15 protein-coding genes are annotated in these 16,838 nt (G+C 69.2%); 9 read left to right on the forward strand and 6 right to left on the reverse strand.

Annotated features, from left to right (window positions below; genetic code table 11):
• Positions 1 to 12: 12 nt before the first annotated feature.
• The 4 genes from SD37_RS36060 (at position 13) to SD37_RS36075 (ending at position 6,831) form a co-directional block, all read left to right on the forward strand.
• Positions 13 to 1,335: a helix-turn-helix domain-containing protein gene (locus SD37_RS36060; RefSeq protein ID WP_083255177.1), complete on the forward strand. Its 1,323-nt coding sequence runs from the start codon at positions 13 to 15 to the stop codon at positions 1,333 to 1,335.
• 278 nt (positions 1,336 to 1,613) lie between these two features.
• Positions 1,614 to 3,878, forward strand: coding sequence for a M4 family metallopeptidase (locus tag SD37_RS36065; RefSeq protein WP_145926812.1), 2,265 nt, complete (start codon positions 1,614 to 1,616; stop codon positions 3,876 to 3,878).
• Between the two features lie 94 nt (positions 3,879 to 3,972).
• Positions 3,973 to 5,571 carry a M28 family peptidase gene (locus SD37_RS36070; RefSeq protein ID WP_044854602.1) on the forward strand — a complete coding sequence of 533 codons (1,599 nt, stop codon included), beginning with the start codon at positions 3,973 to 3,975 and terminating at the stop codon, positions 5,569 to 5,571.
• A gap of 204 nt (positions 5,572 to 5,775) precedes the next feature.
• Positions 5,776 to 6,831, forward strand: coding sequence for a chitinase (locus tag SD37_RS36075; RefSeq protein WP_044854601.1), 1,056 nt, complete (start codon positions 5,776 to 5,778; stop codon positions 6,829 to 6,831).
• A 61-nt stretch (positions 6,832 to 6,892) separates the two neighbouring features.
• Here SD37_RS36075 and SD37_RS36080 read toward each other — a convergent pair whose 3' ends face one another.
• Positions 6,893 to 7,675: a DUF3152 domain-containing protein gene (locus tag SD37_RS36080; protein WP_044854600.1), complete on the reverse strand. Its 783-nt coding sequence runs from the start codon at positions 7,673 to 7,675 to the stop codon at positions 6,893 to 6,895.
• A 111-nt stretch (positions 7,676 to 7,786) separates the two neighbouring features.
• Here SD37_RS36080 and SD37_RS36085 point away from each other — a divergent pair, with 111 nt between their 5' ends.
• Positions 7,787 to 9,043, forward strand: coding sequence for a helix-turn-helix domain-containing protein (locus SD37_RS36085; RefSeq protein ID WP_044854767.1), 1,257 nt, complete (start codon positions 7,787 to 7,789; stop codon positions 9,041 to 9,043).
• Between the two features lie 145 nt (positions 9,044 to 9,188).
• Here SD37_RS36085 and dapE read toward each other — a convergent pair whose 3' ends face one another.
• Complete coding sequence (gene dapE / locus SD37_RS36090; protein ID WP_044854599.1) at positions 9,189 to 10,274, reverse strand: succinyl-diaminopimelate desuccinylase; 1,086 nt, start codon at positions 10,272 to 10,274, stop codon at positions 9,189 to 9,191.
• Between the two features lie 48 nt (positions 10,275 to 10,322).
• On the opposite strand from dapE, the gene SD37_RS36095 reads away from it, so the two are divergent.
• The 3 genes from SD37_RS36095 (at position 10,323) to SD37_RS36105 (ending at position 12,945) form a co-directional block, all read left to right on the forward strand.
• Positions 10,323 to 10,712 carry a hypothetical protein gene (locus SD37_RS36095; protein ID WP_236725200.1) on the forward strand — a complete coding sequence of 130 codons (390 nt, stop codon included), beginning with the start codon at positions 10,323 to 10,325 and terminating at the stop codon, positions 10,710 to 10,712.
• 28 nt (positions 10,713 to 10,740) lie between these two features.
• On the forward strand, positions 10,741 to 11,727 hold the full coding sequence (dapD, locus tag SD37_RS36100; protein ID WP_044854597.1) for a 2,3,4,5-tetrahydropyridine-2,6-dicarboxylate N-succinyltransferase: 987 nt from the start codon (positions 10,741 to 10,743) through the stop codon (positions 11,725 to 11,727).
• A 249-nt stretch (positions 11,728 to 11,976) separates the two neighbouring features.
• Positions 11,977 to 12,945 (forward strand): CHAD domain-containing protein, encoded by a 969-nt coding sequence (locus tag SD37_RS36105; RefSeq protein ID WP_044854596.1) that lies wholly within the window; start codon positions 11,977 to 11,979, stop codon positions 12,943 to 12,945.
• Here the strand turns inward: SD37_RS36105 and SD37_RS36110 are convergent.
• Complete coding sequence (locus tag SD37_RS36110; protein WP_044854595.1) at positions 12,932 to 14,338, reverse strand: FAD-dependent monooxygenase; 1,407 nt, start codon at positions 14,336 to 14,338, stop codon at positions 12,932 to 12,934. The genes SD37_RS36105 and SD37_RS36110 overlap by 14 nt on opposite strands.
• Positions 14,339 to 14,417: 79 nt before the next feature.
• Here SD37_RS36110 and SD37_RS36115 point away from each other — a divergent pair, with 79 nt between their 5' ends.
• Positions 14,418 to 15,026, forward strand: coding sequence for a TetR/AcrR family transcriptional regulator (locus SD37_RS36115; protein WP_044854594.1), 609 nt, complete (start codon positions 14,418 to 14,420; stop codon positions 15,024 to 15,026).
• 104 nt (positions 15,027 to 15,130) lie between these two features.
• Here the strand turns inward: SD37_RS36115 and dapC are convergent, their stop codons facing one another.
• The 3 genes from dapC to SD37_RS36130 form a co-directional block, all read right to left on the reverse strand.
• Positions 15,131 to 16,222, reverse strand: coding sequence for a succinyldiaminopimelate transaminase (gene dapC, locus SD37_RS36120; RefSeq protein WP_044854593.1), 1,092 nt, complete (start codon positions 16,220 to 16,222; stop codon positions 15,131 to 15,133).
• The gene (fdxA, locus tag SD37_RS36125; protein ID WP_016331413.1) at positions 16,219 to 16,539 is read right to left on the reverse strand and encodes a ferredoxin; all 321 of its coding nucleotides are present in this window, start codon (positions 16,537 to 16,539) and stop codon (positions 16,219 to 16,221) included. The genes dapC and fdxA overlap by 4 nt, the downstream gene beginning before the upstream one ends.
• A gap of 110 nt (positions 16,540 to 16,649) precedes the next feature.
• Positions 16,650 to 16,838 carry a hypothetical protein gene (locus SD37_RS36130; RefSeq protein WP_044854592.1) on the reverse strand — a complete coding sequence of 63 codons (189 nt, stop codon included), beginning with the start codon at positions 16,836 to 16,838 and terminating at the stop codon, positions 16,650 to 16,652.

Here is a 16,838-nt window from a genome sequence, read left to right on the forward strand (position 1 = left end):
TACCGTGGTCCGATGCCGTCCCTGCGAACCGAGGCCGAACCACTCGGCGCGCGGATCCGGCGGTTACGCAAGGCGCGCGGGCTCACCCAGCGTGAACTCGCCGAGCCCCGCTACGACCGCGGTTTCCTCGCCAAAGTCGAGTCCGGCAGCAGGGTGCCCTCCGACGACGTCCTGGCCCATCTCGCGCACCGGCTCGGGCTGACCGCGGACGAACTCCGTTACGGCAGGCCGCCGGGCGCGGCCGAGGAACTCACCGGCGCGCTCGAGACGGCGTATCGCGAGTTGCAGCAGGGCGGCCTAGACGCGGCCGAGCGGGAGTTCGCCCGAATAGAACGGCTGGCGGCGGCATACCGGCTGCCGGAGGTCCAATGTCACGCGCGGTTCTATCTCGGCGAAGTCCAGTGGCAGCGGTACGACATCCCGTCGGCGGCCAAGGGGTTCGCCCACGCGATGGAACTGGCCGAAACGGCGTCGCCGCGGTTGCGCGCGATGATCGTCAACCGGGTCGCCGCCTGCCGCGCGCTCTCCGGCGATCTGGGCGCGTCGGTGGCCCTCGTCGAAACCGCGCTCGCCCAGCTCCGCGCCGCCGCCCCCGTCGATCCCGACGCCGAACTCGCCCTGGTGACCGCGCTCATCCACCCGCTCATCGAAATGGGTGCGCTCCGCCGCGCCCGGCGGGCCGCCGAAGAGGGACGCCGCGCGCTCGCCTCCGCCCACCGCAAGGACATCTCGGCGCGCTACCACCGGCAGGCCGCGCAACTGTGGCAGGCGATCGGCCTGGTCGATCGTGCCGAAAAGGACCTTTCCCGAGCGTTGCGACTGTTCACTTCGATCGGTTACGACCGCGACGCCGCCCGGAGTCGCTGGGCGCGCGGCTTCCTGTGGCGGCGGCTGGGCAAACTCGACGACGCGCACGCCGAACTGCTGCTCGCCCGCGACCTCCTGGCCAAGGCCGGCTCCCGGGAAGGCGTACTCGGGGCGACGATCGAACTCGCCGACGTCCGCCGCCGCCAAGGCGCGCTCGACGAGGCGGCCGCACTCGCCGAGGGGATCCGCCCGCTTCTGGATCGATCCCCCGACATCGAAGCCAGGGCCGAGGTTCTCCGCTTACTGGGACTCATCGCCCGCGCTCGCGGTGATCTGCCCGAGGCGACTGCGCTGCTCGAAGAAGCCGCCACCGCACAGGAAAAGTCCGAACTGCGCGGCGCGCTCGTGGCGACCTCGCTGCATTTGGGTGACACCTTGCGCGCCCGCGGGCTCCTCGACGAAGCGGCGGCCGCGTATCGACGCGGCGTTCGCGCGGCCGCTATGTCCGATTCCGGGCCGCCGGACTGAAAACCATACGAAAGTCGCCATATATCGCACCTGGCGGGAAAATCCTTACTACACAGGGATTTTATTCCCCGTGAAATGATCTTCACCCGTCTTGCTAGGCCATCCGGCCCATTGACGCCTCCGGTGACCGGCTCCTTTACTCGGACGTGTCCATCGGGATAACTCCAGTTATCTTCGGCGGACACGCTCCCCGTCCCCCGCCGTGCTCCCCACTCCGGTCGATTCCCCGCCGCGCCGCTGGCCGTACGGGGGCACGGTCCTGCCCATGGAAGGTTCCCATGACCGTTCAGCGAGGGCTCAGAACAGGGTTGGCGGCCATCGCCGGCCTCGCCCTGAGCATGACGTTCCCGGCGATCCCGGCGAACGCGACCACCGCCACCATCCAGCCCGCGAGCCCCGACGCCGTGGCCGCGAGCGCGGCCGACCAGGCCGCCGCGGCTGGTGTAGACCAGTTGCGCAAGGGCGCCCAGGAGGGCTTCCGCCGCGTCGGACTGACCCAGGGTGGCGGAGGACTCTTCTACGCCGCTTACGAACGAACCTACCGTGGCCTGCCGGTGGTCGGCGGGGACGCGGTGGTGGTCGCCGACGGCGCCGGGCGCGTCCGCGGCACCAGCTCCGCGGAGACCGCGACGATCTCGGTCGACACCAAGGCCAAGATCACCGCGGCGAAGGCGACCGAGGTCGCCCGCGGCCAGCTGTCCACAGTGGACAAGGTGACCGCGCCGAAGCTCGTCGTGCTGGCGGGGAACTCTCCCAAGCTCGCCTACGAAGTCGTCGTCGCCGGCACCAAGGCGACCGCGCCGAGCAACCTGCACGTGTTCGTGGACGGCGTCACCGGCGCCGTTCTCGAGACCCGTGACGACGTCAAGCAGTCCAACATCCCGACCCACGCGCAGGGCACGTCGAACGACGTCAGCACCCTGGGCGCGGGCAACAGCTACTACGTCGGCAACGTCACCATCGACACGACGAACTCCGGCGGCACCTACAGCATGCGCGACCCGCAGCGCACCAACATCAGCTGCAAGCCGCAGAACGGCGCGGTGTACAGCGGCCCCGACGACAACTGGGGCAACGGTTCCGGCACCAACCTCGAAACCGCTTGCGTCGACACGCTTTTCGGCGTGCAGACCGAGTGGAAGATGCTCGGCGAGTGGCTCGGCCGTAACGGCATCAACGGCAGCGGCGGCGGCTTCCCCGCCTCTGTCGGCCTCAACCAGGTCAACGCCTACTGGGACGGTTCCTCGACCACCTTCGGCCACTCGCAGGACAACCAGCGCCAGGCCACCTCGATGGACGTCGTCGCGCACGAGTACGGCCACGCCATCTTCCAGACCACGCCGGGCGGCGCGGGCAGCGGCAACGAGAACGGCGGGCTGAACGAGTCCACCGGTGACATCTTCGGCGCCATCACCGAGCACTACGCCAACAACGCCAAGGACACCCCGGACTACGAGGTCGGCGAGGGCGTGAACCTGGTCGGCCAGGGCCCGATCCGCTACATGTACCAGCCGAGCAAGATCTCCGGGAACCCCAACTGCTACTCGTCGTCCATCCCGAACACCGAGGTGCACGCGGCCGCGGGCCCGCAGAACCACTGGTTCTACCTGCTGGCCGAGGGGACCGCGCCGGTGGGCAAGCCCGCCAGCCCGACCTGCAACAACACCTCGATCACCGGTCTCGGCATCCAGAAGGCCGCGAAGATCTTCTACAACGGCCTTCTGAAGAAGACCTCCAGCTGGAACCACAAGGCCGCCCGCAAGGCGACCCTGGAAGCGGCGCTCGCGCTGTACCCGGGTTCCTGCACCGAGTTCAACACCACCAAGGCGGCGTGGGAAGCGATCAGCGTCACCGCGGCGTCCGGTGAGCCGACCTCGTGCACCCCGCAGGGCAACGACTTCTCGGTCGGTGTCAGCCCCACCTCCGGCACCGTCCAGCCTGGACAGTCGGCGACCGTCACGGTGAACACCGCGACCGTCAACGGTGCGGCGCAGTCGGTTTCGCTGAGCGCCAGTGGTCTTCCCGCCGGGGCGACCGCGACGTTCAACCCGGCGTCGGTCCAGTCCGGCGCGTCCTCGACGCTCACCATCGCGACGTCGGCGAGCACGCCCAACGGCACCAGCACGATCACGGTGACCGGCACGGCGGCCAGCGGCACGCACACCGCGCAGTACACGCTGACCGTCGGCACCGGCGGCGGCGAACGGACCTACACCAACGGCACCGACTACGCGTTGAACGACTACGCCACGGTCAACAGCCCGATCACCTCGACCGCGACGGGCAACGCCGTGTCGCCGGTGAAGGTCTCCCTCACCGGGACGCACACCTGCTCCGAGGACCTTCGCATCAGCCTGAAGGCCCCCGACGGCAGCACGTATTCGGTGAAGCCGACCGGTTCCCTTCCGTGCACCGACCTCGGTACCCGGAACTACTCGGTGAACGTGACCAACGAGGTCGCCGCCGGCACCTGGACGCTCGTGATCTACGACGCCTACGCCCAGGACACCGGCACGCTCGACAGCTGGACCATCACCCTCTAGCTCCTCCGCACCAACAATCCGTGAAGGCCACCTTGAGGGACCCTGAGTCCCTCAAGGTGGCCTTCACGGACCACTACCGGAAGGAAACCCCGGCATGAAGTGGGGAAAGCGAATAGGAGCGGCCGTCGTCGGCATGGCCGCCGTACTGGGTGTCGTCACGGCGCCCGCGCAAGCGGTCACGGCCGCGACCAGCACCGCCGCACCGGACATCTCCCTCGCCAACATCAAGGCACATCTGAGCGCACTGCAGACGATCGCCAACCAGAACGGCGGGAACCGCGCCTCCGGACGGCCAGGCTATCCGGCCTCTGTGTCCTATGTGGAGCAGAAGCTGCGCGCCGCCGGATACAACGTGACCCTGCAGACCTGCACGACCTGCGCGGGTTCGAGCCAGAACGTGATCGCGGAATGGCCGCAGGGTGACCCGAACCAGGTCATCATGCTCGGCGCGCACCTCGACAGCGTGAGCGCGGGCCCCGGGATCAACGACAACGGTTCGGGATCGGCGTCGATCCTCGAAGTCGCGCTGACGCTGGCCCGCGAGAACCCGACGCTGGCCAAGCGGGTCCGCTTCGGCTGGTGGGCCGACGAGGAGTCCGGCCTGCGCGGGTCCAAGTACTACGTCAGCAACCTGCCCTCGACCGAGCGCACGAAGATCAAGACCTACCTGAACTTCGACATGATCGGCTCCGACAACTGGGGCTACTTCGTCTACGACGACGTGGCTTCGGTCAAGGCCGTGTTCGACGAGTACTTCACCTCGATCGGCATTCAGACCGAAGGCGACACCGAGGGCGACGGCCGTTCGGACCACGCGTCGTTCAAGAGCGCGGGCATCCCGGTCGGCGGACTCGCGACCGGTGCCGGGTACACGAAGAGCGCCGCGCAGCAACAGAAATGGGGTGGCACCGCCGGAAGACCGTTCGACAGCTGCTACCACCGTGCCTGCGACACGCTGTCGAACATCCCGGACACCCCGGTGGAGAAGAACAGCGACGCGATCGCCTACGCGCTCTGGAAGCTCGCTGTCGGCGCACCGACGGGCAACGACTTCTCGCTGGGGCTTTCGCCGACCTCGGGCACCGTCGAAGCGGGGCAGTCGGCGACCGTCACGGTCAACACCACGACGACTTCCGGTTCGGCGCAAGCGGTTTCGCTGAGCGCCAGTGGTCTTCCCGCCGGGGCGACCGCGACGTTCAACCCGGCGTCGGTCCAATCGGGCGGATCCTCGACGCTCACCATCGCGACGTCGGCGAGCACACCCAACGGCACCAGCACGATCACGGTGACCGGTGACGGCGTCTCGGTGGACCGCACGGCGCAGTACACGCTGACCGTCGGCACCGGCGGCGTGCGCACGTTCACCAACGGCACCGACTACGCGCTGAACGACTACGCCACGGTCAACAGCCCGATCACCTCGACCGCGACGGGCACGGCGACGTCGCCGGTGAAGGTTTCGATCACCGGGACGCACACCTGCTCCGAGGACCTGCGGATCAGCCTGAAGGCGCCTGACGGGAGCACGTACTCGGTCAAGCCCACCGGTTCCCTTCCGTGCACCGACCTCGGTACCCGGAACTACTCGGTGAACGTGACCAACGAGGCCGCTTCCGGCACTTGGACGCTCGTGCTCTACGACGCGTACGCCCAGGACACCGGCACGCTCGACAGCTGGACCATCACCGTCTGACCATCCGAATGGCGAAGGCCATCTCACGAGGACACCCGGCCTCGTGAGATGGCCTTCGTGCGTGAAGGGCGATTCGCGGACAACTTTTCCGTATCTGGTCTAGACCACCCGATCGTCGGTAGCGCCACTCATGCACGGCGACCTATGTTGAGCCGAACGGCCGCTTCCTGTTCGTTCAAACCGCTTTCGAGATGGGAGCTGGGTATGTTCGGTCGCGTCTCACGGCTGCTCGCAATCACCGGCGCGGCGGTACTCGCCGTCACCACACTCGTCGTCCTGCCCTCGGCACAGGCCTCGGTGGACGCCGACGTCTGCGCGGTCAAATCGAAGCCCGCGGGCAAGGTCCTGCAGGGCTATTGGGAGAACTGGGACGGCGCTTCGAACGGCGTCCATCCGCCGCTGGGCTGGATCCCGATCACCGACGCCCGCATCAAGGCCAACGGGTACAACGTGATCAACGCGGCCTTTCCGGTCATCCTGTCCGACGGAACGGCAAAATGGGAGGATGGGATGGACGCGACTGTGAAGGTCGCGACCCCGGCCGAAATGTGCGCCGCCAAGGACGCGGGCGCGACGATCCTGATGTCCATCGGCGGCGCCACCGCGGGTATCGACCTGAACTCGGCCACCGTGGCGGACAAATTCGTCGCGACCATCGTGCCGATCCTGAAGAAGTACAACTTCGACGGGATCGACATCGACATCGAAACCGGCCTCACCGGCAGCGGGAACATCTCCACGCTTTCCACGTCGCAGAAGAACCTCATCCGCATCATCGACGGCGTCCTCGCCGCGATGCCGCCGAATTTCGGGCTCACCATGGCACCCGAGACCGCGTACGTCACGGGCGGCAGCGTCGTCTACGGCTCGATCTGGGGCGCGTACCTGCCGATCATCAAGAAGTACGCGGACAACGGCAGACTGTGGTGGCTGAACATGCAGTACTACAACGGAAGCATGTACGGCTGCTCGGGCGATTCTTATCAGGCCGGGACGGTTCAGGGTTTCGTCGCGCAGACGAACTGCCTCGACAAGGGCCTGGTGATCCAGGGGCAGACGATCCGCGTGCCCTACGACAAGCAGGCCCCCGGCCTGCCCGCGCAGCCCGGTGCCGGTGGCGGCTACATGTCGCCCAGCCTGGTTTCCCAGGCGTGGCGCAGTATTCCGTCGCTCAAGGGCCTGATGACCTGGTCGATCAACTGGGACGGCTCACGGAACTGGACGTTCGGGCAGAACGTGAAGGCACTGCAGGGCCGCTGAAAGGCGCGTGTCAGCGGCTCGCCTCGTGAGTGGTAATGACGGTTAGAACCGTCATTACCACTCACGAGTCGCCACGGGGGATCGGATCGTCGTATTCCCCTGACGGCCCCGAATACTGAGACCCGTCCGGGTAGGGCCAAGGATTCGGCGTACAGCCGTGCAGGCCCAGCGTCTGCTGCTGCATCACCGGCGCGAGCGCGCCCGGCACGGGGCAGGTCTCGTGGCCGCGCCCGAGCCGGTGCCCGACCTCGTGCGTGACCATGTACTGCCGATAGACCGCCAACGGCGCGCCGTGACCGGGGACGCCGTCCGCCCAGCGGGCGACGTTGAGCACGACGCTGTTCCCGTTGCGGCACGAGGTGTAGCCGTCGGGCCTGCCGCACAGCACGTCCCGGGTCGTCGGCGTGGCGAGGTAGATCGTGAAGTCGTACGGACCGTCCGGGCCGACACGCTGCAATCGCCATCGACCGCCGCCGGTCCAGCCGCGTGGATCGCCCAAAGTGGACTCGACCGCCGCGGCGAAAGCGTCCGGGTTCACGCCGACGATGTCACCTTCGACGGCGACGCGGTAACGCAGCAGCCTCCCGGACTGCCCGGCCACCGGGCCTTCGCCGGTCGGGAACCGCCACTGACCGGACCCCGCCCGCGGGAACGTGATCGTGGCGGACGGCGGCGCCAGCACGGGCTTCGGTGCCGACGAGGACGTGCTCGGCGGCGTCGAGGGCGTGGTCGAGGGGGTGACGACCGGTACCGGCGTCACCGCGGGAGGAGCGATCGAATGAGCTTCACAGCCGGCCACCGCGAGAGCGCATACGAGCACGGCCAAGGCCCTGCGCGCGCTCATCGGTCCCCCAGGAGGTCTTCGGTCACACTGGGAGATACGTACCGGGGCCGCGAGAAGTTGTGGGACCGCGCGCGCAACCTTTCGGCGCGTTCGGCCGTATCGTTCTGGGGCATGGGCGAGGAGGTCGGCGGACGACTGCGGCGGCTGCGCGCCGAACGCGGCCTCACCCAGCGCGAACTCGCCGAGCCGCATTACACCGCCGCGTACGTTTCCTCCGTCGAGACCGGCGCGCGGACCCCGTCCGGCGACGCGTTGCGCCACTTCGCCGCGCGGCTCGGGGTGGACACCGGCGAACTGCTCGGCGTGACCTCGCCCCGCGACGACGTCCGGCTCGATCTGGACATCGCGGCGGCCGCGTCGGACTTCCTCACCGGACGCGGCTCGGCGCCGAAGCTGCGGCGCCTGGCACGGCGGGCGGAGCGCCTCGGCCGCCACCGCCAAGCCGGGCTCGCCTGGCTGTGGCTCGCGCGGTACACCGAGGGCGACACCCGGCCGCGGCTGGTGGCCGCCGCCGAAGCCGCGCTCGGCGACGACATCCCGGCGTACCGGCGGCTGGCCGTCGCGCTGCGCGCGAACGTGCTGATCGGCTGGGGCGAGCCGCACCACGCGATGCACCTGCTCCGGACCGCCCTCGACGCGAGCCGGGAGCACCACCCGCATCCGGTGCTCCTGCTGACGCTGCACGCGTACCTCGCCGAAGGACAGCTCCGCCTCGGCGAAACCACCCAGGCCGCGCGGCACGCGGGCGAGGCGCTTCGGCTGTCCCGCGGCGGCGAGGAGTTCCTGGCCGAACTGGCCGAGAATCAGCGCCGGCTGACCGAGACCTACCTCGGCGAAGGCCGGGTGACCGACGCCGTCGCCGCCGTGGCGGTGCTGCACGACCTCCTCCACGAACGGGCCCTGCGGCCGGTGCTGGCCCGGTGTCTCTACGCGCGGGCGCTGGTCCGGCGCGCCGAAGATCCCGAAGGTGCCCTCGCGGACCTTCGCGCTTCCCGGACGGCGGCCCCCGACCACGCCGTCACCCTGGAGCTCGCGGACCTCTGCCGCGAACTCGGCCGTCTCGACGACGCCGCCGCACTGCTCACCGAAGCGGCCGAAGCCATCCCGGCGGACTCACCGCACTCCGCGTCACTCACGTTCCAACAGGGCTCGCTGGCCTTGGCGCGCGGAGACCTCGAAGCAGCCGAAGCGGGCTTCGCGCACGCCATCGACGTCGCCGCTCTTCGCGACGCTCGCGGTGTCCTGGCCGCTTCGGTGGACAAAGCGGGAGAGTTGCTTCGCGACCAGGGACGCTCCGAAGAGGCCGCAGACCTGCTGCGGCGAGGACTGCTCCTGCTCGGCGCCGAAGAGGACCTCCCGGGGCGATAGCAAAGGTCCCTTGCTCTCTTTTCGCAGGCCAGAGGGCCTGGCGAGAGCAAAGGGCCCTTGCGTCGGAAGTCCGTGAAGGCCTCCTTGAGGGACCCAGGGTCCCTCAAGGAGGCCTTCACGGACCACGATGGGAACGTCGGGCGCGTTACGCGCCGCTCACGCTGAGGAAATCGCGCAGTACCGAGGCAACCTGCCGGATCTCCCCCGCCCGCACGTTCTCCTGACGCGTGTGCGCCAGCGTCGGGTCGCCTGGCCCGAAGTTCACCGCCGGAATCCCGAGAGCCGCGAAGCGCGCGACGTCGGTCCAGCCCAGCTTCGCGACGGCCTTGCCACCCGCCGCGGCGACCAGCTCGGCGGCAGCCGGGGCGCTCAGGCCGGGCAACGCACCCGGCGACAAGTCGACGACCTTGACGTCGTAGCCCTCGAAGACCTCGCGCAGATGCGCCTCCGCCTCGTCGGCACCGCGGTCGGGCGCGAACCGGTGGTTGATCGTGAGCAGGGCCTCGTCCGGGACGACGTTGCCCGCGACCCCGCCGCCGATCTTGGTCGCCTGCAGGCCCTCGCGGTAAGTCAGGCCGTCGATGTCGACCACCCGCGGCGTGTACTCGGCCAGCCTGCGCAGCGGTTCGGCGAGGCCGTGGATCGCGTTGACGCCCATCCAGCCGCGCGCGGTGTGCGCCCGGGCGCCTTCGACGCGGATCTCGATCCGCATCGTGCCCTGGCAGCCGCCCTCGATGCCGCCGTTCGAAGGCTCGCCGAGGATCGCGAGGTCGGCCTGCAGCCACTCGGGCAGCTCGCGCTCGATGCGGCCGAGGCCGTTCTTCGTCGCTTCGATCTCTTCGCAGTCGTAGAACACGAAGGTGACGTCGTGCTTCGGCTCCCGGAGAGCGGCGGCGAGGTGGAGGAAGACGGCGTCGCCGCTCTTCATGTCGACGGTGCCCAGGCCGTGCAGGATCTCGTCGTCACCGGTCCCCTCGCGGCGCACGGGCAGGTTGTCGTTGACCGGAACGGTGTCGAGATGCCCCGCCATCAGCACCCGCGTCGGACGCCCCAGGTTCGTGCGGGCGAGGACGGCGTCGCCGTTGCGGATCACTTCGAGGTGCGGAGCCTGTGTCTCCAGCGCCGCTTGCACCGCGTCCGCGATGACCTTCTCCTCCTCCGAGACGCTGAAGATGTCCACCAGCGCGGCGGTGAGGTCGACAGGGTCCGCGTGCAGATCGAGCGAAGGCATGCCCGCACCGTACCGGCGGGGCGGCAGGGCTACCGTGAGGGAGTGCGCATGCGAGTGGTCTTGGTCGCCCTTCTCCTGCTGCTCAGCGGATGCGGATCGGGCGAGGTCCCGGTGACGGTGAAGCCCAGCCGCAGCGCCGGGCCGGACGTGCTGCCGATCAAGCTCAAGGCGCTGACCACCGACCGGTGCTATCTGGCACCGGGGACCGAATCGCCCAAGGGCTGCCAGAAGTACGTCACCGAACTCTCCAGCGCGGCGGGCAGTGTCCGCAAGCGCAGGCCGGATCTTTCGGCGAGCGCCGACGTCCTCGATCGCCCGATCTCCGCCTTCCGCACCGCGAACTGCCAGGACCAGCCGGCACCCGGCGGCGCGTGCGGCCAGGCGCTCGTGGACATGTCGGCGGCGCTGACCAGTGTGAAGAGCCTCGTCGGCGGTTGAGGCAGGTCACTGGGTTACCGTTCAGGGCGTGAGCGAGCAGACCCCTGATCCCGAAACCACCGGCGCGACCGGCGTCGGACTGGCCACTGTCACGACCGACGGCACGGTGCTGGACACCTGGTTCCCGCTGCCCAAGCTGACCGAGAGCGCCGACGACAAGGCCGGCACGGTGCGGCTGACCGCCGAAGAGGCCTCCGAGGCCCTCGGCGAGGCCGCCGCGGCCCAGCTCGGTCCGGACACCGACCGCGGTGTCGAGGTCGTCGCGGTGCGCACGACCATCGCCCGCCTCGCCGACGCCCCCGGCGACACGCACGACGTCTACCTGCGCCTTCACCTGCTGTCGCACCGGCTGATCCAGCCGCACGGCGCGAGCCTCGACGGCATCTTCGGCCTGCTGGCCAACGTCGTCTGGACCAACCACGGGCCGTGCCCCGTCGAGGGCTTCGAGGCGACCCGGCTGCGGCTGCGGGCGCGGGGCAACGTCACCGTCTACGGCGTGGACAAGTTTCCCCGGATGGTGGACTACGTCGTGCCCACCGGCGTCCGCATCGCCGACGCCGACCGCGCCCGCCTCGGCGCGCACCTGGCCAACGGCACCACGGTCATGCACGAGGGCTTCATCAACTTCAACGCCGGCACGCTCGGCGCCTCGATGGTCGAGGGCCGGATCTCGGCGGGCGTCGTGGTCGGCGACGGCTCCGACGTCGGCGGCGGCGCGTCGATCATGGGCACGCTGTCCGGTGGCGGCAAGGAGACCATCTCGATCGGCGAGCGCTGCCTGATCGGCGCGAACGGCGGCGTCGGCATCTCGCTCGGAGACGACTCGGTCGTCGAAGCGGGCCTCTACGTCACGGCCGGCACGAAGGTGAACTTCGAGGGCAAGGTCGTGAAGGCGCTGGAGCTGTCCGGCATCTCGGGCGCGGTGTTCCGGCGGAACTCCGGGACCGGCGCCGTCGAGGTCGTCGCGCGCACCGGCGTCGGCATCGAGCTGAACGCGGCCCTGCACGCCAACTGACCTGCGAAAAGAGAGCAAGGGACCTTTGCTGTCACCTGGCTCCCCGGCTCGCCCCGGGTGTCGCGAAAGCCACTTTCGCGACGTCTGATGTCCCGAAAGTGGCTTTCGCGACGTCCTCGGCCGGGGCGGGATTCAGGCGGGAGAGAGCAAGAGACCTTTGCTGTCACTCTCCCCCGGAGAGCGATAGCAAAGGTCCCTTGCTTCTTTCACGGCCCGGACCACCTTGCCGGTTCACCTAGAATTCATTTCGTGACAGCCGAGACCCTGCCGCGCAAGAACGTCCCTTCGACCACTCCTGCCGCGCTGGGCCTCGGCGACCGCCCCGCGAAAGCCGGGCCGGACGATCCGGCGGCCACCCATGTCCGGGTCAAGCTCGACGTCGAGATCCGCGCGCTCCTCGCGCACGAGCCGGGCACCAAATCCGGCGCCGACCCCGAGGATCTGCACCAGATGCGGGTCGCGCTGCGCCGCATGCGGAGCGTCCTCAAGCTGTCGGGCCGCCTCGTCGGCCCGGACGCCGAACCGGTGCGCGCGGAACTCGGCTGGCTCGGCCAGTCGCTCGGGGAAGTCCGGGATTACGACGTCCTGATCAGGCATCTGCGCGAGGTCGTCGCGGAGTTCGAGGTGCGCGACCAGCCCGCCGCGCGCCGTCTGGTCTCGAAGTTCGTCACCGAACGCGGGGTCGCGAAGCGGCGGCTCACCCGCGCGCTCGCCAGCCCTCGGTACGCAACGATGCTGCAGGACATCGGCCGTCTCGCCCGGCAGCCCGCCACCGAAGAGGCCGCCTCCGAGGCGCCGCTCACCTCGGCGGATCTCGTCGCCGGGCTGGCCAAGCCGCACCGCAAACTCGTCAAAGCCGTGAAGGCGCTTCCCGCCGATCCCCCGGACGACGACCTTCACGCACTTCGCATCTACGGCAAGAAGCTGCGCTACGCCGCGGAGATGGCCAAGCCCGCCGCGAAGAAGAAGCAGGCGGAGCGGATCCAGCGGCTGATCAAGGCCACGAAGAACCTCCAGACCGTCCTCGGGGACCACCAGGACGCCTGCGTCGCGGCCGATCGCATGCGTGGCGTCGTGACCTCTGTCGACCCCGAAGCCGCCTTCGTCGCGGGCCGGATCGCGGAGAAGGAACTGCTGCGCCGGGCCGGGCTCCGCGCCTTGTGGCACGACGTCTGGGTAGAGGTCGACAAGGCCGCCCGCGCGGTCAGCCCGAAGTGATCGCGCGCAGGTAGCCGTCCGGCCGGATCAGCACCTGAAGACCGTTCTCGGCCTCGTAGGCGGCGAAGGCGTGCCCGCCGACGTCCTCGAAGTCCACATCGGACAGTGCGCTGCCCGCGGGCAGGATCCGGCGCGCGCCTTCGGGAGCGGGACCGTCGCCGAACACCAGCAGCGTCTCTTGCGGACCGCGGAGCAGCTCGAACAGCCGGATGGGTTTGCCGATTCCGTCCACCAGCGGCGCGTCCGGCGCTCGGTCGCCGGGCCGGATCCGGCCGGTCGACACGGGTGCGAGCGGGCCACCGCGGTATCCGATGTCGAGCTGACGCGTGTTCTCGCCGCGTTCGTGGGCGTCGTCCGCGCCCTCCCGGTACTTCTCGAGGATCTCGGTGCTGATCTTCAGCACCCGCGCGGCGACCCCACGGCGCTCCGGCTCGTAGCTGTCGAGCAGCTCCCGTGACCCGTCGGCGAGCTTCCAGCCCAGGTTGTACGCGTCCTGCACGCCGGTGTTGAGCCCCTGCCCGCCGGTGGGCGGGTGGACGTGCGCCGCGTCGCCGGCGAGGAACACGCGGCCTTCGCGGAACCGCGCAGCGAGCCGGATGTTGGGCCGCCACACCGTCGACCACGCCAGGTCGTGCAGCCGGACCCCGCCGCCGGACAGGTCGTCGAGCCGGGCCTGGAGCGTGCTCAGCGACGCCTCGACCTCTTCCTCGCCCAGCGGCGCGCCGAACTGGAAGTGCGGCACGCCGGGCAGCGGCGTGAGCACGATCCCCGACATCGGATCTTCGGGCTTCGCGAACCAGTGCCCGTAGGCGCGATCGAGCCCTTCGGCTTGGACGTCGCCCAGCAGCATGCGGATCGATTCGTCGGTCGTGCCTTCGAACGCGATCCCGAGCGCCTTGCGCACGAAACTCTTCCCGCCGTCCGCGCCGACGAGGTAATCGACCCGGACGCGCTCACCCGGCAATTCGGCGGTCACGCCGTCGGCGTCCTGCGCGAAGCCGATCAGCGGGGTCCCGAGTTCCACCTTGACACCGAACTCGGCGAGCCGGTCGCGGAGGATCCCCTCGGTCCGGGACTGGCCGAGGAACCAGCCGTTCGGGTAAGGCACGTCCGGCGTCGGCTCGGCGAGTTCGGCCATCATCCGCTCGCCGACGACCTCGCCGCCCAGATGGATCTTCATCGCCACGGGCGGCTGCCCGGCGGCCAGCACCGCGTCCAGGACGCCGAGGTCTTCGAAGACCTCCAGCGTGCGCGGCTGCAGACCGTCGCCGCGCGAGCCCTCGAAGAACGTTTCAGCCTTCTCCACGATCCGCACTCCGACGCCGCGGCGCGCGAGGTCGATGGCCAGCGTGAGCCCGGTCGGCCCGGCTCCCGCGATCAGGACTTCGGTCATCTCTCCTCCAGTGAATTAGAATTCAGTGAATCTAGATTCACTATGACCGTTGCTAGCCTTCCGTGTCAAGGAGGTGCCGATGACGGTGACGAGCCGCAAGGAGAAGGCGGCGGAGACCGAGGCCGCGCTCAAGGACGCGGCGAAGCGCGTTTTCGCGGCGAAGGGATACCTGAACACCAAGATCACCGACATCACGGCGGAAGCCGGTCGCGCGGCGGGATCGTTCTACAACCACTTCGCGAGCAAGGAAGAGCTGCTCGAAGCGCTACTCGCGGACCTCGCGGCGGCGAGCGACGTCAACGCGACCTCGCCGGAGCACAAGGCCGACTTCACCGACCCGGACGCCGTGCGCTGGCACGTCCGCGAGTACTGGAACTTCCACCGCGACAACGCCGCGACGATGCTCGCGCTGCGCCAGGCCGCGATGGTCAGCGACGAGTTCGCGCACACCTTCGCGAAGTTCGGCGCCGATCAGGCGGCCGACATCATCGGCCACCTCGGGTACATCACCGAGGCAGGCATGGAACTGCCCGCGTCGGAACGCCTCACGCTCGCGATGATGGCGGAGCTGGTCAACGGCTTCGCGCACACGTGGCTGCTCGACCCGACCTCGGTCTCCGAAGAGGAGGCCGTCGAGGCGCTGACGCGGTTCATCTACCGGGGCTTCACAGGTCGCGACGTCACCTGAGCTCCCCTGTCACCCCCGCGCGCTATGAAAGGTCCTTTCCTTGCAAAATTTGCAAGGAAAGGACCTTTCATAGCGCGCTACAGGGGGCGTGAACCGAGTCAAACTCAGGAGGCGAGGCGTTCCGCGGCCGCGTCGATCCGCTCGTCCGTCGCCGTCAGGGCGATCCGGACGTGCTGTCCACCCGTCGGCCCGTAGAAGGTGCCCGGCGCGGCGAGGATCCCGCGCTCGGCGAGCCAGTCGACCGTGTCGAGCGCGGACTCCCCGCGCGTGGACCAGAGATACAGCCCCGCCTCGGAGTGCGAGATCTCGAAACCGCTGTCCAGCAACGCCTTCCGCAGCACCAGCCGCCGTCGCGCGTAGCGTTCCCGTTGCCCGGCAAGCGCTTCGTCGTCCTTCAGCGCGGCGACCATGGCCTCCTGCACCGGACGCGGGACGATCAGCCCGGAATGCTTGCGGATCTCCAGCAGCCCGGCGACGAGCTTCGGGTCGCCGGTGACGAACCCGGCGCGGTAGCTGGCGAGGTTCGCGGACTTCGACAGCGAGTGGACGGCCAGCAGGCCGTCGAGGGAGCCGCCGTGCACCGACGGGTGCAGGATCGACACGGGCTCACTTTCCCAGCCCAGCGCCAGATAACACTCGTCGGAGACCACGACGACGCCGCGTTCCCGCGCCCAGTCGACGACCTTGCGGAGATGGTCGACCCCGAGCACGCGCCCGGTCGGGTTCGAGGGCGAGTTCAGCCACAGCATCGACGGCCGCTGCGGGCCGAGCGCGATCGTGCTGTCGGCGCGCAGCAGGGAAGCACCCGCCAGCAGCACGCCGACCTCGTAGGTCGGGTACGCCACCTCGGGGATGACGACGAGATCACCGGGGCCGAAGCCCAGCTGCCGCGGCAGCGAGGCGACCAGTTCCTTCGAACCGATCGTCGGCAGCACGGCCGCCTCGGGAACGCCTTCGACGCCGTGCCGCCGCGAAAGCGCGGCGACCGCGGCGGCCCTCAGCTCGGGGATCCCGTGCGTGGTCGGGTAGCCCGGGATGTCCGACACGGACGCGAGTGCCGTGCGGACGCTCTCGGGGACCGGGTCCACCGGCGTGCCGATCGACAGGTCGACGATGCCGCCGGGGTGTGCCTGGGCCTTCGCCTTGGCTTCGGCGAGGGAGTCCCAGGGAAAATCGGGAAGAGCGACCCGGCTCATTCGCCCTGCGGGGGAAGAGCCTTGATGAAGGCGGGGTCGTGACTGGTCTTGCCGACCTTGGAGGCGCCACCGGGCGAACCGAGTTCGTCGAAGAAGTCGACGTTGGCCTTGGTGTAGTCGTTCCACTCGTCGGGGACGTCGTCCTCGTAGTAGATCGCCTCGACGGGGCAGACCGGCTCGCAGGCACCGCAGTCGACGCATTCGTCCGGGTGGATGTACAGCATGCGGTCACCCTCGTAGATGCAATCCACGGGGCACTCGTCGATACACGCCTTGTCGAGCACGTCGACGCAGGGCTCGGCGATCACGTAGGTCACTGCGCACTCCTGCTTTATCTCTGCTTCACCAGTCTGCAACGGACATTACGCGCCCACGGGCGCCACCGGCCCGCTTAGGCCACCCTTATCCGTACTCCGGGTATGGGCTTTCAGCGGTCCTTCCGGCGAGGCGGCGGAGTGGCCCTGCTGTCCCCAGTGATGACGAATTTCGGCGCGGCGGGCTTCGCCACCTCCGCGTCCTCGACGGCCTTTTCCGCGCCCAACGCCCGGTTGAAGCCGTCTGAGATCTCGCGGACCAGGTCTTCGTTGTGCCGGTCGTCCTTGCGCGCGATGCTCAT

The organism is Amycolatopsis orientalis, from assembly GCF_000943515.2.
GTDB lineage: Bacteria > Actinomycetota > Actinomycetes > Mycobacteriales > Pseudonocardiaceae > Amycolatopsis > Amycolatopsis orientalis.